This window comes from Mesorhizobium sp. M1328, from assembly GCF_040318075.1.
In the GTDB taxonomy this organism is placed as follows: Bacteria; Pseudomonadota; Alphaproteobacteria; order Rhizobiales; family Rhizobiaceae; genus Mesorhizobium.
Window position 1 is genome coordinate 120,389 of sequence record NZ_JAMYLO010000005.1, and the last position, 18,353, is coordinate 138,741.

An 18,353-nucleotide genomic window follows, 5' to 3' on the forward strand; every position below is an offset into this window, starting at 1 on the left:
CTTACAAATAAACATCCGCCGCCTGCAGCAACACCTGCGCCATCCCCACTTGGCCCTTCGGCTCCCATGCCCATCGCTGAGCGTGCATGTTGTCGGGACGACGCAGCCTGATCTAAATCCTCATTGCCCTGGATCACTTTAACGACACCCACGTTACCAGCCATGATCTCACTCGCGCCTGAACATCAGTTCATGCTCCTGCACGGCTTCCCGGACTTCTGGATCGGCTGGAGACGGCAGATCGGTACGCTCGCTTCCGCCGGATATCGGGTCATCGTTCCCGACCAGAGGGGCTACAACACCAGTGACAAGCCAGAGGGCATCCGCGAGTACACCCTCCCCAAGCTCCTCGGCGATGTCGTCGCCCTGGCCGACGCGCTCGGCATCGGAAGGTTTCACCTCGCCGGCCATGACTGGGGCGGCATCGTCGCTTGGGCCGCCGGGGCAAAGTTGCCTCATCGCCTGGACAAGCTCGTCATCCTGAATGCGCCCCATCCCGAGGTGCTGTTTACCCATGTCCTGCGATCTCCGACGCAGTTTCTGCGGAGCAGCTACGCGGTTTTCTTCCAGAGCCCCTTGCTGCCCGAAGCCGTTTTGGGTGCGCGCCGCTCGGCCTTGCTCGCACGAGCACTCAGGACATCCAGCCGGGAAGGCGCCTTCGAAGAAGAGGAGATTGCAGAATATCGGCAGGCTTGGGAGCGGCCGGGGGCGCTGACCAGCATGCTCAACTGGTATCGCGCCTTGCGCTTTCGCCCGAGCCTGAAGGAGCGGATCACGACGCCCACTCTTGTTATGTGGGGGATGCAGGACCAGGCTCTGGAATCCGGGCTGGCCAAGCGCAGTCTCGCCCTTTGCGACGATGGCCGCCTGCAGACTTTCGAGGAGGGGACGCATTGGGTTCAACGCGAAGAGAGCAACGCGGTGAATGCGGCGCTTCTGGCGTTCCTGGAGGGCTGAGGAACTCAAAAATGGATAGAAACTGGGGGCAGCGTCAGATGGAGCCGGAGGAGGCCTGCAGGGCATTCCTGGCTGCTCCAAAAGAGGAGGGGACATTACAACTAGCTAAGTTGCATTGCGGTATAAGGTTCTATTATCTCCGACCAACACCGCGCTTTGCGGAGTAGATCGACAATGAGATCGACATCGTCCATCGCCCTGACATCCCCAAGCGTGACTTCGTCGGTAATGAAAAGAGCGGTCGTGCATCCGCCCACAAATATCAGACGCTCCCGAAAGTCGCTTCCCAGCGCCTCGGCTACTATCTGTAGCATGTGGAGCAGCTGGCCTCTGATGGTAGTCATTTCTTCAGAAGCCTTTCAGAAAGCCGCTCACCGGCAAGGCCCACCTCCCGCTGGTTTCCGAGCCGGATCGCATCGACAAGCGCAAGATATTCGTCCAGCCGGTCATTTTTCGGAACAGCTTCAGGCACGCTCTTGAACAAGGGCTCGATCGATTGCCCCATATCCCGGCCTTCCGCAAACGGCCAGATGTGGATGTACTCACCGCCGCTTATCAGCAGTCCTTTTAGCATTGGCGCGGCAAAGGCCGTCGGCATGCCGCGCGTGATGCCGCCCACCTTGCGGGGAACACAAATTTCAGTCCGTGGACGATAAAATTGTGTAGATTGCGGCGATGGGGATTGGCTCGGCCCGTATCTCGATCTTTGATGGCGAGTCCCGACGAGAGGCTTCGCTTGATGGAAGCGTCAATCTCGTTTTGCTTATCCCGAGTAGCGATTCCAGGCCGCGAACTGAGTACGGGGCCTCGCCCGAGAAGCTCCAATGAAGCTCCCCGGAGCCAACTTGCCCCTCCTGCTCCTGCAAGCTCACGAGCTTCAGAAGCACCACGATATCCTGACTTCTCATCCCATTCATACGGTGTGTCCTCTGTCCTAGGACTAAGGACATAAGACCATATCAAGGTGTATGACCCCAGTGCAGAGCGAACTTCAGAAACTCAAGTTCTGGCAATGGCTTGCGCCGTCACTCGGCCTCAGCAAACTCGAAAGCCAACTCTCCGCCAGCGAACTGGCCGGGACGAACCGTCCTGATTTCGCTGCCGACCTCGATGACGATGCCGCAGTATTCTTGACCCATGTGCATGGGGCTTCGACATTCTGGATCCCCCTATACGGCCACAGGTCCGAGCCGCAAATGCAGGTCGCCGAGAGCTGGATGATGGGTCAGTCGGATGAAGAACCTTCGGGTCGGCGACTTCATCGCAGCGGATATCGCCAGGAGACGCTTTCCGCCTGAAGCCCTCGGCAAGCGTAGAGAGCTCGCGCTTTTGTTCAAAAATCTCGCGGCGCTTCGCACGGACGCTCGGCTGTCTTCGCGTCCGGGACAGCCAGGACCCGCTTATCCGACGGTGAATTTCTGCGCTGGCCAAACAGTGCGGCTGCACCTTATCAAAAATCGCGATCAGGATTGCGCGGAGAACTGGGCTTGATGAGCAGATGATTCTCCGTGGTCTCTTCGACCGCGAGTGTCTCGGCTCGACGGCATCGGTCTTGGCATCGCGATCCCTCACGCTCTGCTGGGCACGATCTCTTCGCCAGTCGTGTCTTTGACACGCTTGGTCCAGCCCGTTGACTTCGACGGGCCCTACGACGACCAGTCGATCTCATTTAGACTGTGCAGCCAGGGCCTTCTCACGTCCAGGCTAATAGCCCGTTTTGAGGCGTTTCGGCTGCCGCGGGAGAAGGCAGTATTTCGGCTTCAAGTGGGGCGGCTCTTCAGTGTTAGCGAGGCCGGCATGACCTCACATCAGATCTTCAACCATCCGCGCAATTTTCCCCAGACCTGCGGTGGTCCCTCTTGTTCTAAGGAGTCCCTGTTCAGCCGCGGCCGCCTTGAAGGCCTCGAGCGCAGCTTGCTGGCTGCAATGCCCGGCGAGGGACTCCTCGACCATTCGGATCGCGTTGAGCCGCCCCGGCTTTCCCATTCTAGGCCATGGTTGCTGAAGCACCTTCATTGCGTCGGCTATGGACGCGACCACCGTCAGGTTGCGATTGAGGCAGATTGTAATTGGACTGAAGGCCCGCATTCTTGTCGCTCCCCACGATTGAACGCAGCTAAACGCGAAGACAAGGGCAGTGGTTGCATGAATGTGGATTACCGCGAATTCAAAGAATCGCTGGCCGATGCGATTGAGGCTGAGCTGGCTCTCCTTGGGCCCGGCACTTTGCCTAGCCGGACCATCCTCTCGTCGTACAACAGGACCCGGCCGGCAAAAAGCATCTGTGCACCGTCCGACGCCGCGAACTATTTTTCGAGCTCGTCACGCCGCTTGCCGACGGCTTCTCAAGCACACCGCGACGAATTCGACGGCTGTGAGGGAGGAGATGAAAAGATTATGGTCGTTTCGTTGGGCCGTCCTTTAGAGCAGGGGCTCCGAGGCGGTTTGTATCGAGCAGATGTCGCATCAGATCTTGACCTGGAGATCGGCTCCGGCAGCGGGATCGGCGCAGCGCGGCAAGGATGCCACGTTCCTTCGGCGGCCCACCGGCGATGGTCTGGCTGACGGCCCCGCGAAGGCGCGAAGCATCGAGGTCTTCTTCTGCCAGTCGGGCGAGCCAACTTTCTTTGGCTGGGAGGGCGGTGCAGTGCTTCGGCTCGGAACTGTTGACACATGCGCCAGGCTGGCAGACCGGAAGCGGCGGCGTGCCCTGACGTCATGGAGACTAGCCTCGCTTCCGAAGCCGCAGATTGTGATCTCGTTGGCTATGCAGAGCATCCAGCCGTCGTTTTGATCCGTTTCCGTCATCCAGAGCCAGCGACCATCCATGAGATCCGTCTCAAACGCTTAAAAGCCGGTCTTGCCCCGCCGCGACTGTGTGGAAATCAGCCATGTTTCAAAGTCGGAATGCTGGACGAACTCGACAAGGAACTGGAGCGACGCAAGCACTGCTTCGTTCGCTACGCCGACGACTGCCTCTATGTTCGCAGCGAGCGTGCGGGCGCACGGGTGATGGCCAGCGTCGAACACTTCCTCGACAGGCGTCTGAAGCTGAGGGTCAAGATACGGAAGAGCGCGGGTCAGCTTGGGAGAGGAGCGTTTCATAGTCTGGTGGGGCCTAATTCCCCTCATAGTCCTAGTGGTCACCTATCCGCTCACCGGTCCCCTGAAGCGCCCGATAAACGCTCCGCTCACTGACCCCCAGTCCTTTGGCTATCGCTGTTCTGGTCATGCCCTCGGCATCCAACTTCACGATCTTGTCGCGCTTCCCCATCGCTGTTGGCTTCCGTCCTGGGTACTTGGTCTTGTCGCCTTTTGGCGGCATCGATCCCGATCCGTTGGCGCTCCAGCATGACGCTACGCTCAAGGCCATCCGCTAGTATCTGGCGCCATTCTACAAGTGGCGGCAGGCCGAGATCGTGGCGGCGGCCGAGCCGCTGATGCCTGGCCACCAGGCCTTTATCCGCATCATCAACCGGCGCGATCAGGCCAGACCTTTGATACGCCTGTTCGTGGCCTCCACGCTCATATCGGCGCAGCGGGCGCTCGACATCACTAGAGCTCATTTGGCAAGCAGCCCGCCGCTATATACTGGCCGTGTCCAGGCGTGGGCGTGGCCTTTCCGCTTGGGTATTAGGGTGCGGCCTGCCCGATCGGCCGTCCCTCGATCGACCCTGAGTTGCTGATCCGCATGCGGATCGTCGGCCAGCTCGTCCTCGACTCGATGAGCGAAGTCGTCGACGCCGTGCGCACCGGGAAGACAAGCCTGGAGCTGTAGCGGCCTCGCCTGTCCCGCCCCGGTGTCGTCGCTTCGCTGGCGCCACGGTGAGAACGCATAGATCTGGTCCAGTATTTTCAGCACCAGAACGTTGAGCTGGCGGGAACTTGCTCGCCAGCCGAGTTGAGTTCAGGCGGTGGTCGGGGGAGACTGGCCAGCCACACGCTGGTGATTCCAACCTGAGCCGATGTGCCAATCAGCAACCTTCGTCGGTCTTTTTCACCTGGCCCGGCGCGGCGGTGTTGGCTGTCGTGTCCTGCTGACCAGGCGCCGCCTGCTGAGCGCTGCCAGTCTGCTGGCCGGGCGCGCAGTCCCTGGCCGAGTTCGGATTCGTGGTGCCGCTGGTGGTGGTCGTGTCGGTGCCCTGATCGCCGGACATGTTGGTGCCGCTGCTCGTCGTGCCGGTGCCCTGATCCGTCGTACTGGGCATGGTTGTCGTGGTCGAGGTTCCGCTCGTCGAGGTTCCGCTCGAAGTTCCGCTCGTCGTCTGGGCAAAGGAAAGCCCGGCCGACACCGCCAGCACGGCCGAAGCCAAAAGGATGCGTTTCATCTTCTTTCTCCTGTCTGAATGCGCGGGATGCACCTGGCAAATCCAACAGGCAGATAGAAGGAGTGTTCCCCGATGAAGTTCAACTTTTGTAACTCTGGTCGTAGGTCAGCCTTACGATGGCGGGCGTATATTAGAAGCCTCTTGAAGAGGACACTGCCCGCACCAGAATCCGTGGCATGGCTCGGGGAATAGGCATTGGTGACCAGGTGGCGATTACTGCCACGGTTCGAAGGCGGATAACAGAGGACCGCGTAAGCGTCTCTATCCCAGGTTACGACTTCCCACATTCCATCATCGACCACACCAAGGTGAACCGAGGCCAGCAAATCGACCTGAAAGGCGAGGTCACGCGCATCGACAAGGACACCGTGACGATCGACCTCGGGCCGCTGGTCACGGTCGACCGTGACAAGGTCCGGTCGGTAGAGAAATATAGGCCGCCAAACCGACGAAAGGCACTTGTCGTTGCCCCGGATTAGAACCGACAACATCGCGACCGGCTATGAGGGCAGGCCGCATGACGGGCCGGTAGAGGACGAGTCGAAGCACTTGCTCTACTGCCCAGTCTGCGGCCAAACGTTCGACGCGCGCGATCTTGGACAGGTCTTCCACCACGCTGAGCCGCAGCACGAGCCGCTTCCGGTCGAGCAATAGTCAGCTAGTTGAGCTCCGGCGGCAGACCGACGTCGAGACCCTTCAGCGCGCCACCGCGTACGTTGGATGAGAAAAGGTGCTGCGTGCACCGCGCCTTCCCCGCGCGCCGATGCTCCACCTGGACCGCAAAAAAGTCCCGCCGCACTGCCAGAACGGCGGGACCGATCAAACGCTTTGCACCAGGCGGGGGGATGCGGGGGGGTGGGCTTGCCAGGTGAGCGCGGACCGTAACCAACCCTAAGCGCAACAGCGGCAACGCGTCCACCAACCGCCGGTTGGAGCGACAGGACGATTGAGCCGCCGGCAGGTCAGGTCATCCCGGGTCGCTATCGCTCGCAACCAGACGGTAGCGGAAATTGTTGCGGATGTGGTCGTTGAAATAGCGGCCCTTGGCGAACGCGGCCCGGAACGCGGCGAAGGTTTCCGGCGGTACCCCCTCAAACTCGTACCGTTTACGGCTGGCGACGAACCACACCGAGAGGGTTCTTCTATCCCGATCATATTCCATCTTGCGGATCGAAGTAGATGGCATGAGCACCACAGCCCCAGGGCCCGCGCCTTGCGGGGAGCGCGGGCCGATCGGCATACCGATCTGCAGCAAGACCTGGAGGGGGAGGATTCGCTGCGTGCACCGAACTTTCGCGGCGATCCCGTGTTCCATCGAGATGCACAAAAAGCTAGCTGCACCTTTCGGCATCACGTGGACGTTGGATTTCTGAGAAAGCGCGAGCGTCAATACTAACTTCTGGTGATGGAATTTTCCCGTGAGATAGGCACGCTCCACGGCGAAAGGAGTGCCCCGCTATGACCGTCCTCGCCTACAACCTTGCCAATGACATCAAAGGATTGTGGAGGGTCGTCTTCGTGCCGGACGAACTGCATCTGTATGTGGAATTCAGCCAGCCAGACGCCGACACAAACCCGGCTGATTGGATGAGCGTTGATGATTTCCTTGCATGGCGGCCGAAAGGCGCACTCCACGAGCGAGCGCGCGACAGCTTGGTTTCGCTCATTTGCAAGGCGCTGACAGGGCGATGAGACAAGGGAAACCCGCACCGAGATCGAGTGCGAGCGCCGCGAGTGGGCCTAGGGCCCCACAAGCCAGTGCCACCCCGCCGCCGGCAAACCGCGGCGGGCGAGTGCCTCGGGGACACGATGGTAGATTGCTAATGCGTTCGCGCGTGTGGCCTTAAGTCGCAAACTATTGGCTTCAGAAGCAGGGCGTAGGGCTTCATTGATGGTGCTACCAACACCATATGGTGACCCATAGCCCTCCAAAACGAGAGAAGCTCGTCCCCCGACGGTCGCACTGCGGCCGTCAGCTGGTAAATTGCTACGAACTAGGAAACCATCATGCCTGAAAATATCAGACCAACTTCGAGAGATGTCCCCCTCATTCAGCTAGGCCTCTATCAGTGCCGCTTCCCGGTGAGCGAAGACGCTTCTGTACCCGGCGGTTATCGTTTTTGTGCTGGGCCAACTTCGCCGGATCGCGTCTACTGCGATCACCACCACAACATTGTGACCGCCGTGGACCCTCGTCGAGCCCGTTCGGGTCTCCACCTCGCTCAACGACGCGCCGCGTAAGTCTGACGGGCGGCGGCCTCCCGGCCAGGCGCTATGCGCTCCAAGGCCTTGGCTACGCCCATTCCGTCGGCTCGGTCTGGCCCATCCTCCCTTATGCCGTCTTCGCCGATGTATCCCCCCGTCGTCCGATTGAGAACGACGACTTCTCGCCGAGCCCTTCAGCTCGCTACTCGCACAAACGCGTCGGCTCCAAAGGTTTGTCTGTCAGCACATCTTCAATGTGCCCGCGCCTGAAGCCCCAACATCTTCTGCGACCAAACCGCGTACCTGGCACCGCCGATCGGTTGCTGCGGGGGATTTTCGCTGTTCGCAGCTGAACAATGCCTATCAACCTTGTCATCGCACCTAGTCGCACGTAGCGGCCGTTCGAATTCTCATCGCTCGGCGCGATGTTTGGTCCGTCTGGCCAGAAGAGCGGAGCAAGCCATTGACACCCACGAAGTTGCTGATTGGGCAGATCGCTGTCGTATTCGCAATTGTCATTCTTGGCGTGTGGACTGCAACCCAATGGTGCGCCCACATGCTCTCCTATCAGCCGCCACTCGGCGCGCCATGGTTTGTGACAGTCGGCTGGCCAATCTACCAGCCGTGGAAACTGTTCGAATGGTGGTTCCAATTTGACGCCTATGCGCCTGAGGTCTTTGACAAGGCTGGCATACTTGCCGGAGCCAGTGGGTTCCTGGGCTGTGCCGCCGCGATAGCTGGGTCCCTCTGGCGCGCACGGCAGCGGGGGTTGGTCACCACCTATGGGTCCTCACGATGGGCCATGAAGCTGGAAATCGAGAAGGCGGGGCTGTTTCAGCCGGCCGGCGTTTTCCTTGGCGGACTGAATTATCGCTATCTGCGCCATGACGGACCGGAACACGTCATGGCCTTTGCGCCGACACGTTCGGGCAAGGGCGTCGGACTCGTTGTTCCAACCCTTCTTTCCTGGACCGGCTCGGCCGTCATTCACGACATCAAAGGCGAGAACTGGCAGCTGACCTCTGGCTGGAGGTCGAAGTTCTCGCACTGTCTCTTGTTCAATCCGACCGATCCGAGATCGGCGCGGTACAACCCGCTGCTGGAAGTGCGCAAAGGTCCAGATGAGGTCCGCGACGTTCAGAACATCGCCGACATTCTCGTCGATCCGGAAGGCGCGCTGGAGCGGCGGAACCATTGGGAGAAGACCAGTCATTCACTTCTAGTTGGCGCCATCTTGCACGTGCTCTACGCCGAAGAGGAAAAGACACTCGCCCGTGTCGCCACCTTCCTGTCGGACCCGCAACGCTCATTCGCTGCGACACTGCAGCGGATGATGACCACAAACCACCTCGGCACGGTGGACAAGCCTCAGGTCCATCCGGTCGTGGCCTCGGCGGCTCGTGAGGTGCTGAACAAGTCAGAGAACGAGCGCTCAGGCGTTCTCTCGACCGCCATGTCGTTTCTCGGGCTCTATCGTGATCCAACGGTGGCCGCGGCAACATCGGCCTGCGACTGGCGCATTGCCGACCTTGTGGATGCCGAGCGACCGATGTCGCTGTATCTGGTCGTGCCGCCGTCGGATATCTCGCGCACTAAGCCCCTGGTGCGATTGGTGCTCAATCAAATCGGCCGGCGGCTGACCGAGCGCCTGGAGGGCGATCCAAAGAAGAGCCGCAAGCATCAGCTCCTGATGATGCTGGATGAATTCCCGGCGCTCGGTCGGCTCGACTTCTTCGAGACTGCGCTCGCCTTCATGGCAGGCTATGGCATCCGCGCTTATCTGATCGCGCAATCATTGAACCAAATCTCCAAGGCCTATGGCGAGAACAACGCCATTCTCGACAATTGCCATGTGCGGATTGCCTTTTCCTCAAATGACGAGCGCACGGCCAAACGCATCTCGGACGCGCTCGGTACCGCGACAGAACTCAGATCGATGCGTAACTATGCCGGCCATCGGTTGGCGCCCTGGTTGTCCCACGTCATGGTAAGCCGCCAAGAGACCGCTCGCCCCCTGCTGACGCCGGGTGAGGTGATGCAGTTGCCGCAGGCTGACGAACTAATCCTGGTTTCGGGATTGCCGCCGATTCGCGCCAAGAAGTTGCGTTATTACCAGGATCCGAATTTCACGAAGCGAGTGCTGCCTTCGCCGGTGCTGCGCGACGGTGCCTACGCGGATCGGCCCACGTCGCGCCCGGACGATTGGAGCGGACAGGTGCGCGGCGTGGATCGGCGTCTTGCTGGCGATGACGACAGTGCCGGCGCGGCAATCGAAGACGGAGGTGTCCAGCAGCAGCGCCATCCGGGCCTGCGCGAAGAACGGACCCTCGTCGCCCAGGAGCCTGATCAGGGCGATCTGTTCACGCCCGCAGACGATGACTGCGAGACGCTCGCCGACAAGCGCGTCATGGATCGGATTTCCACCGCGGCACGTGCGTACGGCCTCAATGAGGGAATGGGCGACGACAAGGACATCGTGCCCGGCTTCTGAACGGCGCGCCATACGCGGGCGCATCTCAGCGTAGATAACGGCCGTAAGCGATTTCGAGGATCTCGACGATGCTCGTTCCCGTCGCCGGTGCATCAGCGCCGGTCAGAGGGAACGAGCAGCATGAAGCCCCACCGCATTCGTCACCAGTTTTTGCTTGAACCCGAGTTGAGCGAGAAGCTGGAGAACCTCAGCCGCAATCCATCGACCACCAAATCGGCCATTGTGGCGCACGCGGTCGAGACCTTTATCGAGCGGCGTGGGGAGAATGAACTCGACCAGCGCTACGGCAAGAGGCTCGACCGTCTTTCCCGCGACCTCGGACATGTCAGGCGCGATGTCGAGATGATCCTGGAGAGCCTGGCGCTCTTCATCCGCTTTTCGATCACGCTTCATGCTCACACGCCGGTGCCGGACAGGGCCACGCAAGCGATTGCCCAGGAGCGCTTCGACAAATTCGTCGAACAGGTCGGCCGCCAAATCGCTTCCGGGAAACGGTCACTTGGCACCGACGATCGCACGGGAGGGGAAGGATGAGTTCTCATCCGGAAGCCGACCATCGCCGCCGCGTCATGCTGCGCACCGCCATGGGTCCGGCGATCACCGAAGCCCTTGCCGATCCGACCGTCATTGAGGTGATGGTCAATCCCGACGGTGCGCTGCGGCTCGACCGGTTGGGTGAAGGCCGGGTCGACACCGGCGTGCACATGCATCCTTCTGAGGCCGAACGCATCATCCGCCTGGTCGCCTCCCACGTGCGCGCCGAGGCGCATGCTGACAATCCGATTGTCAGCGCCGAATTGCCATCGGGCGAGCGCTTCGAGGGTCTGCTGCCGCCTGTCGTGCTGGGGCCATGCTTCGCCATCCGAACGCCTGCGGCGAAACTCTACACGTTGGCCGACTATGTCGCCGACCGGGTCATGCTGCCGCTGCAGGCCGATGCGCTGAAGAAGGCGGTCCGTGAGCGGCGCAACATCCTGGTCGCCGGCGGCACGTCGTCGGGCAAGACAACACTTGCCAATGCGCTGCTGGCACAAGTCGCCGATTGCGACGAGCGGGTGATCCTGATCGAGGACACGCGCGAACTGCAATGCGCGGCGAAGGATTGCGTTGCCTTGAGGACGAGGCGGGGGTCGGTCACGCTCGCCGATCTCGTGCGCTCGACCCTGCGGCTCAGACCCGACCGCATTATCGTGGGCGAAGTCAGGGGCGCGGAAGCCCTGGACATGCTGAAGGCATGGAACACCGGGCATCCCGGCGGCATCGCGACGGTTCACGCCAATTCGGCGCGTTCCGCTCTCTACCGTATCGAGCAGCTCGCCCAGGAAGCCGTCGTCACCGTTCCCCGCCGCCTCATCGCTGATGCGGTAGATCTGATCGTCTTCATCGCTGGGCGCGGATCCTCGCGCCGCATTGACGCGATCGCTGAGGTCACCGGTCTCGACAGCAGCGGTGATTACGCCGTCACCCCGCTCACGCTTCCGCAACTCCAGCAGTTTTGAAAGGTCACCTCATGCTCAAGAAGCTTCGCTTCCTTTCGTCCACCGCGCTCGCGTTTCTTCTCACCGTCCCGGCCCACGCAGCGGGCTCCGGCATGCCTTGGGAACAGCCGCTGCAGCAGATCCTTGAGTCGGTGCAGGGACCGGTCGCCAAGATCGTCGCGGTGATCATCATCATCACCACCGGCCTGACCCTTGCTTTCGGTGACACGGCAGGCGGTTTTCGCCGGCTGATCCAGATTGTCTTCGGCCTGTCGATCGCCTTCGCGGCATCGAGCTTCTTTCTCTCCTTCTTCTCCTTCGGCGGCGGGGCACTCGTCTGATGGCCACCGGAGAGCAGCATATCGAGGGTTTCGAAGTCCCCGTTCACAGGGCATTGACTGAGACGATCCTGCTGGGCGGCGCGCCGCGAGCGGTGGCGATCCTCAACGGCACGGTGGCCGCGGCAATAGGCCTTGGCCTGCAGCAGTGGATCGCCGGACTGGCGCTCTGGATCACCGGCCACACCCTCGCGGTCTTTGCCGCTCGCCGCGATCCGGACTTCGCCAGCGTGCTTGTCCGTCATCTTCGCCTGAAGGGGTGGCTTGCATGCTGAACCTTTCGGAGTATCGCGGCAAAGCCGATCGGCTTGCCGACCATCTGCCCTGGGCCGCTTTGGTCGCGCCCGGCATCGTGCTCAATAAAGACAGTAGCTTCCAGCGAACCTTCCGGTTCCGTGGCCCCGACCTTGAAAGCGCGACCGAAGCCGAGTTGGTCGGCATCTGCGCACGAGCCAACAATGCGCTACGAAGGTTGGGCTCCGGATGGGGGTTGTTTTTCGAGGCCGAGCGCGTTGAAGCGCTGGGCTATCCGAGCTCGGCTTTTCCCGATGCTGCCTCATGGCTGGTCGATGAGGAACGGCGCGCGGCCTTCGAGGGCAAGGTCGCGCACTTCGAGAGTCGCTATCATCTGACCTTGGTCTTCATGCCGGCGCCAGATGGCCAGGCGCGGGCGGAAAGCGCACTGGTCGACTCGCATCACTCGGGAGGGGCTAGAGACTGGCGCCAGGAGCTGGCGTGGTTTCGCGACGGGACCGACCGCGTCCTGGATTTGCTGTCCGGCTTCATGCCGGAAGTGCGCGCCCTCGATGATGCCGAGACGCTAACCTATCTGCACGGCACAATCTCGACCTACCGCCATCCGGTCGCCATGCCGGAAACGCCAATGTATCTCGACGGTGTTCTGGTTGACGCGCCGCTTACCGGCGGCCTGGAGCCGATGCTGGGTGAGCAGCATCTGTGCACCCTCACCATCCTTGGTTTCCCGAACGTCACCCGGCCAGGGATCCTCGACGCGCTCAACCATCAGGATTTCGCCTACCGCTGGATGACGCGCTTCATCCCGCTCGACAAGACGGAAGCCACAAAGACACTGACCCGGTTGCGCCGTCAGTGGTTTGCCAAGCGCAAATCGATCGCAGCCATCCTGCGCGAGGTCGTGACCAACGAACCCGTCCCCCTCGTCGATAGTGACGCCGACAACAAGGCGCTCGATGCGGATGCCGCCCTTCAGGCATTGGGCGGCGATCACGTCGGCTTCGGCTATCTCACCACAACGGTGACGGTATGGGACCAGGACCGGCAGGCCGCCGCGGAAAAGCTCCGAGCGGTTGAGCGCATAGTCAATGGGCTCGGCTTCACCACGATCCGTGAAAGCATCAATGCGGTCGAGGCGTGGCTCGGCTCGTTGCCCGGTCATGTCTACGCTAACGTTCGCCAGCCGCTCGTTCACACGCTGAATCTTGCCCATGTCATGCCGCTGTCGTCGGCGTGGGCCGGTCCGGCGACAAACGAGCATCTCGCGAAAGTCACCCGGATCGAAGCACCGTCGCTTCTTGTTGCCGAGACCAGCGGGTCCACCCCGTTTCGGCTTTCCACCCATGTCGACGATGTCGGTCACATGCTGATCGTTGGTCCGACCGGTGCCGGCAAGTCGGTTCTGCTTGCCCTCGTCGCTCTGCAGTTCCGCCGCTATGCCGGCGCACAGGTTTATGTCTTCGACAAGGGCAACTCGGCCCGCGCGGCGACACTCGCCATGGGTGGAGAGCACCATGGGCTTGGTGCGGACGGTGCGCTTGCCTTCCAGCCACTGAGCAATATCAATGACCAGGCTGTCCGCAGCTGGGCAGCCGAATGGATCGCCGGCCTCATCGCCCATGAGAATGTCACCGTAACGCCGGAGGTGAAGGAGGCGATCTGGTCGGCCCTGACCAGCCTTGCCACCGCGCCGGCGCAGGAACGCACGCTCACTGGACTGTCGGTCCTGCTTCAGTCCAATGCGCTGAAATCCGCGTTGATGCCGTACACGCTCGATGGCCCGTTCGGGCGGCTGCTCGATGCCGATGAAGATCGGCTGGCTTTGTCGGATGTGCAGTGTTTCGAGACCGAAGAGCTGATGCACAGCCAAGGCGCTGTGCTCCCGGTGCTCACCTATCTGTTCCATCGTCTCGAGGAGCGGTTCGACGGACGGCCGACCCTGCTGATGCTCGACGAGGCGTGGGTCTATCTCGACAACCCTCTCTTTGCCGCCCGCATCCGTGAATGGCTGAAGGTGCTGCGAAAGAAGAACGTCTCCGTCATTTTCGCCACGCAGTCACTTGCAGACATCGCTGGCTCGTCGATCGCGCCGGCGATCATCGAGAGCTGCCCACAGCGCATTTTTCTTCCCAATGACCGTGCCGTGGAACCGCAGGCGCGGGCAGCCTATGAGCGCTTCGGCCTGAACGAGCGGCAGATCGAATTGGTCGCCCGTGCCACACCGAAGCGCCAGTATTATCTGCAGTCGCGCCGCGGCAACCGCCTCTTCGAGCTCGGGCTCGGCCCGATCGCTCTTGCGCTCTGCGGCGCCTCTGATCCGGCCACGCAAGCTTTGATCGACAGCGTCCTGTCAGAGCACGGGCAGGACAGCTTTGCCTCCCGGTTCCTGAGTGCGCGCGGCCTCGATTGGGCTGCCGAACTTCTCCAGCAATTCCCTCAACCAGACAAGGAGCAATCGTCATGATGCGGCGCCGCCTTCTCACCAGCCTGATCACCGTTTCCCTGATCGCAAAACCGATGGCCGACTACGTCCAGCCGGCCCACGCCCTAATCGTGTTCGATCCCTCGAATTATGCGCAGAACGTGCTGACAGCGGCACGTTCCCTGGAGCAGATAAACAACCAGATCCAGTCGCTTCAGAACCAGGCGACCATGCTGCAGAACATGGCGCGCAACCTTCAGCGCCTGGATTTTTCTTCCGTGGGCCAGCTCACAGGTTCGCTCCAACGGATCGACGGCCTGATGACCCAGGCCAGCGGCCTGAGCTTCGATCTCGACAAGCTTCAGAACCAGTGGCGTGTGCAATATCCGGAAAGCTACGACGCCACAATCGAGGTCAGCGATGTGGCGAGCGCCGCGCGCGAGCGCTGGCAAAACGCCATGCAGGCGTTCCGCCAAACCATGAGCGCGCAGTCGCAGATCGTGGAGAACGTGCGGGCCGACGGCGACCTGCTTACCGATCTCGTCAACCGCAGTCAGGGCGCGGCAGGTGCCCTTGAGGCAAGCCAGGCCACCAATCAGCTGATCGCGCTTTCGACCAAGCAGCAGATCCAGATCCAGACGCTGCTCGCGACCCAGTTCCGGGCTGAAGCCGAAGATGCTGCCCGCAGGGCGCAGTCCGAGGAAGCTGCCCGCGAGACGACGAAGCGTTTCCTGGGCACCGGTACGGCCTATCCCGGCAACTGATCAGCAGTTCTTCAGACAACGAGGAAGGCGGCGACATGAATGACCTCGGCGTCATTGATCGCTTCATGGAGACTTTTACCCGCTATATTGATAGCGGGTTCGGTCTGCTTTCGGGCGACGTCGCCTTTCTCACCACCATCCTGATCGGCATCGACATCACGCTGGCAGGCCTGGTCTGGGCGTTCGGCGGCGAGCCCAATGTTCTTGGCCGGCTTGTCCGAAAAGTGCTCTATGTCGGCGCCTTCGCCTTCATCCTGAACAATTTTAAGAACCTCGCCGACATCATCTACCATTCCTTTGCCGGGCTCGGCATCAACGCATCGGCCGGCAATCTGTCGGCCGACAGTCTCCTGCGGCCAGGCCGCATTGCCGCGGCCGGCTTCGAGGGCGCCTGGCCGCTGCTCAATCAAGCGAGCCAGCTAGTCGGCTTCCCCGAGATCTTTGGCAACGCGCTGACCATCTTCGTGCTGCTTCTCGCCTGGTTCCTGGTCCTCATCGCCTTCTTCATTCTTTCAATTCAGCTCTTCATCACCATCCTGGAGTTCAAACTCACCACATTGGCCGGTTTTGTTCTGGTGCCTTTCGCGCTCTGGAACCGCTCGGCGTTTCTGGCCGAGCGCGTGCTCGGCAATGTGATCTCGTCGGGCATTAAGGTGATGGTGCTTGCTGTCATCGTCGGCATCGGCTCCACGCTCTTTGGCGAGTTCGCTTCCGCGCTGCAAGGCAAGGAGCCGGACTTGGCCGCGGCCATGTCACAGGTACTGGGCGCGTTGGCGCTGCTTGGGCTCGGCATTTTCGGGCCGGGAATTGCCTCGGGTCTTGTTTCCGGCGCGCCGCAGCTTGGCGCGGGAGCCGCACTCGGAACCACCGCGGCGGCCGCCGGATCAACGCTCGTTGCCGGAGGTGCGGCGCTTGCCGGCGCGCGCATGGCAACCGGCGGCGGTCTCGCCGCCGTTCGAGCCGGCACGGCCATGGGATCGGCTGCTTCCACAGCTTGGCAGATGAGGCGTGCAACATCGCCCGAGTCCGGCCTCTCCGGCGTAGCTGCTGGACTGCAGGGCGTTGCCGGCGCAGCTGGCGGCGCCGCGATTCGGGGAATGCGATCTGCAACAGAACCATTCCGGCGCAGCGCCGATGCCGGCCGCGATGCCGCCTGGACCGCGACGGGCGGCACGCCGACCGCATCAATGACCGGAAACCCTGCCGCGTCAGGTGCCAATGCCGCGCCGGCGTGGGCGAGGCGCTTGCGTTCCGAACAGACCGCGCGCGCCCATCGCCACGCCGCCACGCAGGCCGTCCGCGATGGCGATCGGGGTGGAAGCGGCGCCAACCCCTCTCTCAACGATAAGGAAGACTAGATGCTCTTCAAGCGACCTGTTCAGCGTTACGGGAAGACGCCCCACCCCGTCACACCATACCAGAAGGCCGCCCAACTTTGGGACGAGCGCATCGGCACTGCGCGCGTGCAGGCAAGGAACTGGCGCCTGATGGCCTTTGGCTGCCTCGCTCTGGCCACCGGGCTCTCTGGTGGACTCTTGTGGCAGTCGATGCAGGGCCGCGTCGTGCCCTATGTCGTCGAGGTTGATCGTTTCGGCGAGGCGCGCGCCGTCGCTCCAGCAGTCCGGGACTACGAGCCCACCGATGCCCAGATCGCCTGGCATCTCGGCCGCTTCATCCAGAATGTCCGCTCTGTTTCCACCGATGCGGTGCTGGTGCGGCAGAATTGGCTCTCGGCCTACGACTTTGCCACCGACCGCGGAGCCCTCTTTCTCAACGAGTACGCTAAGGCCAACGACCCGTTCGGCAAGATCGGCACGCGCAGCGTCTCGGTGCAGGTGACGAGCGTGGTTCGAGCGTCCGACAGCTCCTATCAAGTCAAATGGACCGAGCAGGTCTTTGAGCGCGGCAGCCTCGCCAGCACAACGCGTTGGACCGGGATCCTCACCATTGTGAACCGGCCGCCGAACAATGCCGATCAGCTGCGCAAAAACCCGCTCGGCGTCTTCATCAACGCCATCGACTGGTCGCGCGAGCTCGACAGTGCCGCGCAAACTTCCGTTCCCCCAAAGGAGCCCGCCAATGATAAATAGACTCTCGTCGCTCCGCACTGCGCTGATCCTGTCTGCGTCGGCTGCGGTCATTTCCGCCTGTGCCTCGAAGCCGGTGCCGCCACCTCAGATTTCCTATGACCATGCTGACTTCAAGCCGGCCGCGATTGAGAAGGCGCCGGAGAAGCCCGTCAAGGTCGTGGAAGTGCCGAAACCGCTGCCGCTGCCCGGCCAGTTGCAGCCCGAGCCGGGCAAGGCTGCTGAAGACAGGCGCTCGCCTGAAGAACGTGTCGCCGATGCCAACAAGGCGGCGACGCAGCAACCCACCAAATATGGCTATGTGAATGCGGTGCAGGTTTACCCCTTTGCCGAAGGCGCGCTCTACCAGCTCTATGCCGCACCGGAGCGCGTCAGCGATATCGCTCTGCAGTCAGGCGAGAAACTCCAATCCGTGTCGGCCGGCGATACAGTGCGCTGGGTAATTGGCGACACCGTCAGTGGCTCCGGCGATGACCAGCGCACCCATGTGCTGGTGAAGCCCTTCGCGCCAGGACTTGCCACCAATCTGGTCATCACCACGGACCGGCGAAGCTATCACCTGCAGCTTCAAAGCACGGATAAGACCGCCATGGCGGCAATCTCCTGGACCTACAGCGAGGACCAGATCATCGCGCTACGCCGGCGCAATGCGCAGGCCGAGGCTGCTATGCCAGTGGCGTCGAATGTGGCTCTCGAAAACATTCGCTTCCGCTATTCGATTACCGGCGACATGCCGCCGTGGAGGCCGACGCGCGCGTTCGATGATGGCAGCAAGGTCTACATCGAGTTCCCGCGCCGCATCGATCAGGGCGAGGCCCCGCCGCTCTTCATCGTCGGTGCTGACGGGGACAACCAGCTCGTCAACTACCGCATACGGGGCAACTATTACATCGTCGATCGCCTCTTCGCCGCGGCCGAACTGCGCCTCGGCGCCAAGCAGCAGCAGGTGGTGCGCATCACGAGGACCGACGGCAGGCAAGCGCCGCGGCGGATATTGCTCTTTTCGCGTTCCAGCAGGTGAGGGACCC

At 61.8% G+C, this 18,353-nt stretch carries 19 protein-coding genes and 3 pseudogenes; 15 read left to right on the forward strand and 7 right to left on the reverse strand.

Annotation, left to right across the window (positions count from 1 at the left end):
- The first annotated feature begins 162 nt into the window (after positions 1-162).
- The gene (locus NKH23_RS13370) at positions 163-957 is read left to right on the forward strand and encodes an alpha/beta fold hydrolase (RefSeq protein WP_353034828.1); all 795 of its coding nucleotides are present in this window, start codon (positions 163-165) and stop codon (positions 955-957) included.
- Between the two features lie 340 nt (positions 958-1,297).
- Here NKH23_RS13370 and NKH23_RS13375 read toward each other — a convergent pair whose 3' ends face one another.
- From NKH23_RS13375 to NKH23_RS13390, 4 genes and pseudogenes are all read right to left on the reverse strand, one after another.
- Positions 1,298-1,576, reverse strand: coding sequence for a hypothetical protein (locus tag NKH23_RS13375; protein WP_353034830.1), 279 nt, complete (start codon positions 1,574-1,576; stop codon positions 1,298-1,300).
- Between the two features lie 439 nt (positions 1,577-2,015).
- Positions 2,016-2,298: pseudogene (locus NKH23_RS13380) on the reverse strand (alcohol dehydrogenase catalytic domain-containing protein); the annotation flags it as partial.
- 462 nt (positions 2,299-2,760) lie between these two features.
- Positions 2,761-3,045 carry a DUF982 domain-containing protein gene (locus NKH23_RS13385; protein WP_023680323.1) on the reverse strand — a complete coding sequence of 95 codons (285 nt, stop codon included), beginning with the start codon at positions 3,043-3,045 and terminating at the stop codon, positions 2,761-2,763.
- 663 nt (positions 3,046-3,708) lie between these two features.
- Positions 3,709-3,873, reverse strand: a pseudogene (locus NKH23_RS13390) (diguanylate cyclase); the annotation flags it as partial.
- Between NKH23_RS13390 and NKH23_RS34600 the strand changes: the two are divergent.
- Positions 3,865-4,035: pseudogene (locus tag NKH23_RS34600) on the forward strand (group II intron reverse transcriptase/maturase); the annotation flags it as partial. The pseudogenes NKH23_RS13390 and NKH23_RS34600 sit on opposite strands and share 9 nt — an antisense overlap.
- A gap of 58 nt (positions 4,036-4,093) precedes the next feature.
- On the opposite strand, the gene NKH23_RS13395 reads toward NKH23_RS34600, so the two are convergent.
- Positions 4,094-4,330, reverse strand: a complete 237-nt coding sequence (locus NKH23_RS13395) for a helix-turn-helix domain-containing protein (RefSeq protein ID WP_353034832.1) — start codon at positions 4,328-4,330, stop codon at positions 4,094-4,096.
- A 601-nt stretch (positions 4,331-4,931) separates the two neighbouring features.
- Positions 4,932-5,285 carry a hypothetical protein gene (locus NKH23_RS13400; RefSeq protein WP_352456137.1) on the reverse strand — a complete coding sequence of 118 codons (354 nt, stop codon included), beginning with the start codon at positions 5,283-5,285 and terminating at the stop codon, positions 4,932-4,934.
- A 176-nt stretch (positions 5,286-5,461) separates the two neighbouring features.
- Between NKH23_RS13400 and NKH23_RS13405 the strand changes: the two genes are divergently transcribed.
- Positions 5,462-5,764: a hypothetical protein gene (locus NKH23_RS13405; protein WP_353034834.1), complete on the forward strand. Its 303-nt coding sequence runs from the start codon at positions 5,462-5,464 to the stop codon at positions 5,762-5,764.
- Positions 5,751-5,939 carry a hypothetical protein gene (locus NKH23_RS13410; RefSeq protein WP_353034836.1) on the forward strand — a complete coding sequence of 63 codons (189 nt, stop codon included), beginning with the start codon at positions 5,751-5,753 and terminating at the stop codon, positions 5,937-5,939. The genes NKH23_RS13405 and NKH23_RS13410 overlap by 14 nt, the downstream gene beginning before the upstream one ends.
- 313 nt (positions 5,940-6,252) lie before the next feature.
- Here NKH23_RS13410 and NKH23_RS13415 read toward each other — a convergent pair whose 3' ends face one another.
- Positions 6,253-6,675, reverse strand: a complete 423-nt coding sequence (locus NKH23_RS13415; protein ID WP_353034838.1) for a KTSC domain-containing protein — start codon at positions 6,673-6,675, stop codon at positions 6,253-6,255.
- A 68-nt stretch (positions 6,676-6,743) separates the two neighbouring features.
- On the opposite strand from NKH23_RS13415, the gene NKH23_RS13420 reads away from it, so the two are divergent.
- The 11 genes from NKH23_RS13420 (at position 6,744) to trbG (ending at position 18,346) form a co-directional block, all read left to right on the forward strand.
- Positions 6,744-6,977, forward strand: coding sequence for a hypothetical protein (locus tag NKH23_RS13420; RefSeq protein ID WP_352467844.1), 234 nt, complete (start codon positions 6,744-6,746; stop codon positions 6,975-6,977).
- 976 nt (positions 6,978-7,953) lie between these two features.
- Entirely contained in the window at positions 7,954-9,981 is a 2,028-nt protein-coding gene (locus tag NKH23_RS13430; RefSeq protein ID WP_353034840.1) for a conjugal transfer protein TraG, read from the forward strand.
- Positions 9,982-10,101: 120 nt separating this feature from the next.
- Positions 10,102-10,515, forward strand: a complete 414-nt coding sequence (locus NKH23_RS13435) for a CopG family transcriptional regulator (RefSeq protein WP_031193934.1) — start codon at positions 10,102-10,104, stop codon at positions 10,513-10,515.
- Positions 10,512-11,480, forward strand: a complete 969-nt coding sequence (trbB, locus tag NKH23_RS13440) for a P-type conjugative transfer ATPase TrbB (RefSeq protein WP_352449744.1) — start codon at positions 10,512-10,514, stop codon at positions 11,478-11,480. Before NKH23_RS13435 ends, trbB begins: the two co-directional genes overlap by 4 nt.
- An 11-nt stretch (positions 11,481-11,491) precedes the next feature.
- Positions 11,492-11,800, forward strand: coding sequence for a TrbC/VirB2 family type IV secretion system protein (locus NKH23_RS13445; protein WP_023680310.1), 309 nt, complete (start codon positions 11,492-11,494; stop codon positions 11,798-11,800).
- Entirely contained in the window at positions 11,800-12,072 is a 273-nt protein-coding gene (locus NKH23_RS13450; RefSeq protein ID WP_023718722.1) for a VirB3 family type IV secretion system protein, read from the forward strand. Before NKH23_RS13445 ends, NKH23_RS13450 begins: the two co-directional genes overlap by 1 nt.
- Positions 12,066-14,516 (forward strand): conjugal transfer protein TrbE, encoded by a 2,451-nt coding sequence (gene trbE, locus NKH23_RS13455; protein WP_353034842.1) that lies wholly within the window; start codon positions 12,066-12,068, stop codon positions 14,514-14,516. Before NKH23_RS13450 ends, trbE begins: the two co-directional genes overlap by 7 nt.
- Entirely contained in the window at positions 14,513-15,238 is a 726-nt protein-coding gene (gene trbJ, locus NKH23_RS13460; RefSeq protein ID WP_352650984.1) for a P-type conjugative transfer protein TrbJ, read from the forward strand. The genes trbE and trbJ overlap by 4 nt, the downstream gene beginning before the upstream one ends.
- A gap of 35 nt (positions 15,239-15,273) precedes the next feature.
- Positions 15,274-16,596, forward strand: coding sequence for a P-type conjugative transfer protein TrbL (trbL, locus tag NKH23_RS13465; protein WP_352755449.1), 1,323 nt, complete (start codon positions 15,274-15,276; stop codon positions 16,594-16,596).
- The gene (gene trbF / locus NKH23_RS13470) at positions 16,597-17,328 is read left to right on the forward strand and encodes a conjugal transfer protein TrbF (protein WP_353034845.1); all 732 of its coding nucleotides are present in this window, start codon (positions 16,597-16,599) and stop codon (positions 17,326-17,328) included.
- Entirely contained in the window at positions 17,318-18,346 is a 1,029-nt protein-coding gene (trbG, locus tag NKH23_RS13475) for a P-type conjugative transfer protein TrbG (RefSeq protein ID WP_353034847.1), read from the forward strand. Before trbF ends, trbG begins: the two co-directional genes overlap by 11 nt.
- Positions 18,347-18,353: the final 7 nt, after the last annotated feature.

What these genes read in the sequence shown, in the direction of transcription:
- NKH23_RS13370 (WP_353034828.1), top strand. Translation starts at nt 163, where the DNA reads ATGATCTCACTCGCGCCTGAACATCAGTTCATGCTCCTGCACGGCTTC.
- NKH23_RS13385 (WP_023680323.1), bottom strand. Translation starts at nt 3,045, where the DNA reads ATGCGGGCCTTCAGTCCAATTACAATCTGCCTCAATCGCAACCTGACG.
- NKH23_RS13395 (WP_353034832.1), bottom strand. Translation starts at nt 4,330, where the DNA reads ATGGCCTTGAGCGTAGCGTCATGCTGGAGCGCCAACGGATCGGGATCG.
- NKH23_RS13400 (WP_352456137.1), bottom strand. Translation starts at nt 5,285, where the DNA reads ATGAAACGCATCCTTTTGGCTTCGGCCGTGCTGGCGGTGTCGGCCGGG.
- NKH23_RS13405 (WP_353034834.1), top strand. Translation starts at nt 5,462, where the DNA reads ATGGCTCGGGGAATAGGCATTGGTGACCAGGTGGCGATTACTGCCACG.
- NKH23_RS13420 (WP_352467844.1), top strand. Translation starts at nt 6,744, where the DNA reads ATGACCGTCCTCGCCTACAACCTTGCCAATGACATCAAAGGATTGTGG.
- NKH23_RS13435 (WP_031193934.1), top strand. Translation starts at nt 10,102, where the DNA reads ATGAAGCCCCACCGCATTCGTCACCAGTTTTTGCTTGAACCCGAGTTG.
- trbB (WP_352449744.1), top strand. Translation starts at nt 10,512, where the DNA reads ATGAGTTCTCATCCGGAAGCCGACCATCGCCGCCGCGTCATGCTGCGC.
- NKH23_RS13445 (WP_023680310.1), top strand. Translation starts at nt 11,492, where the DNA reads ATGCTCAAGAAGCTTCGCTTCCTTTCGTCCACCGCGCTCGCGTTTCTT.
- NKH23_RS13450 (WP_023718722.1), top strand. Translation starts at nt 11,800, where the DNA reads ATGGCCACCGGAGAGCAGCATATCGAGGGTTTCGAAGTCCCCGTTCAC.
- trbE (WP_353034842.1), top strand. Translation starts at nt 12,066, where the DNA reads ATGCTGAACCTTTCGGAGTATCGCGGCAAAGCCGATCGGCTTGCCGAC.
- trbJ (WP_352650984.1), top strand. Translation starts at nt 14,513, where the DNA reads ATGATGCGGCGCCGCCTTCTCACCAGCCTGATCACCGTTTCCCTGATC.
- trbL (WP_352755449.1), top strand. Translation starts at nt 15,274, where the DNA reads ATGAATGACCTCGGCGTCATTGATCGCTTCATGGAGACTTTTACCCGC.
- trbF (WP_353034845.1), top strand. Translation starts at nt 16,597, where the DNA reads ATGCTCTTCAAGCGACCTGTTCAGCGTTACGGGAAGACGCCCCACCCC.
- trbG (WP_353034847.1), top strand. Translation starts at nt 17,318, where the DNA reads ATGATAAATAGACTCTCGTCGCTCCGCACTGCGCTGATCCTGTCTGCG.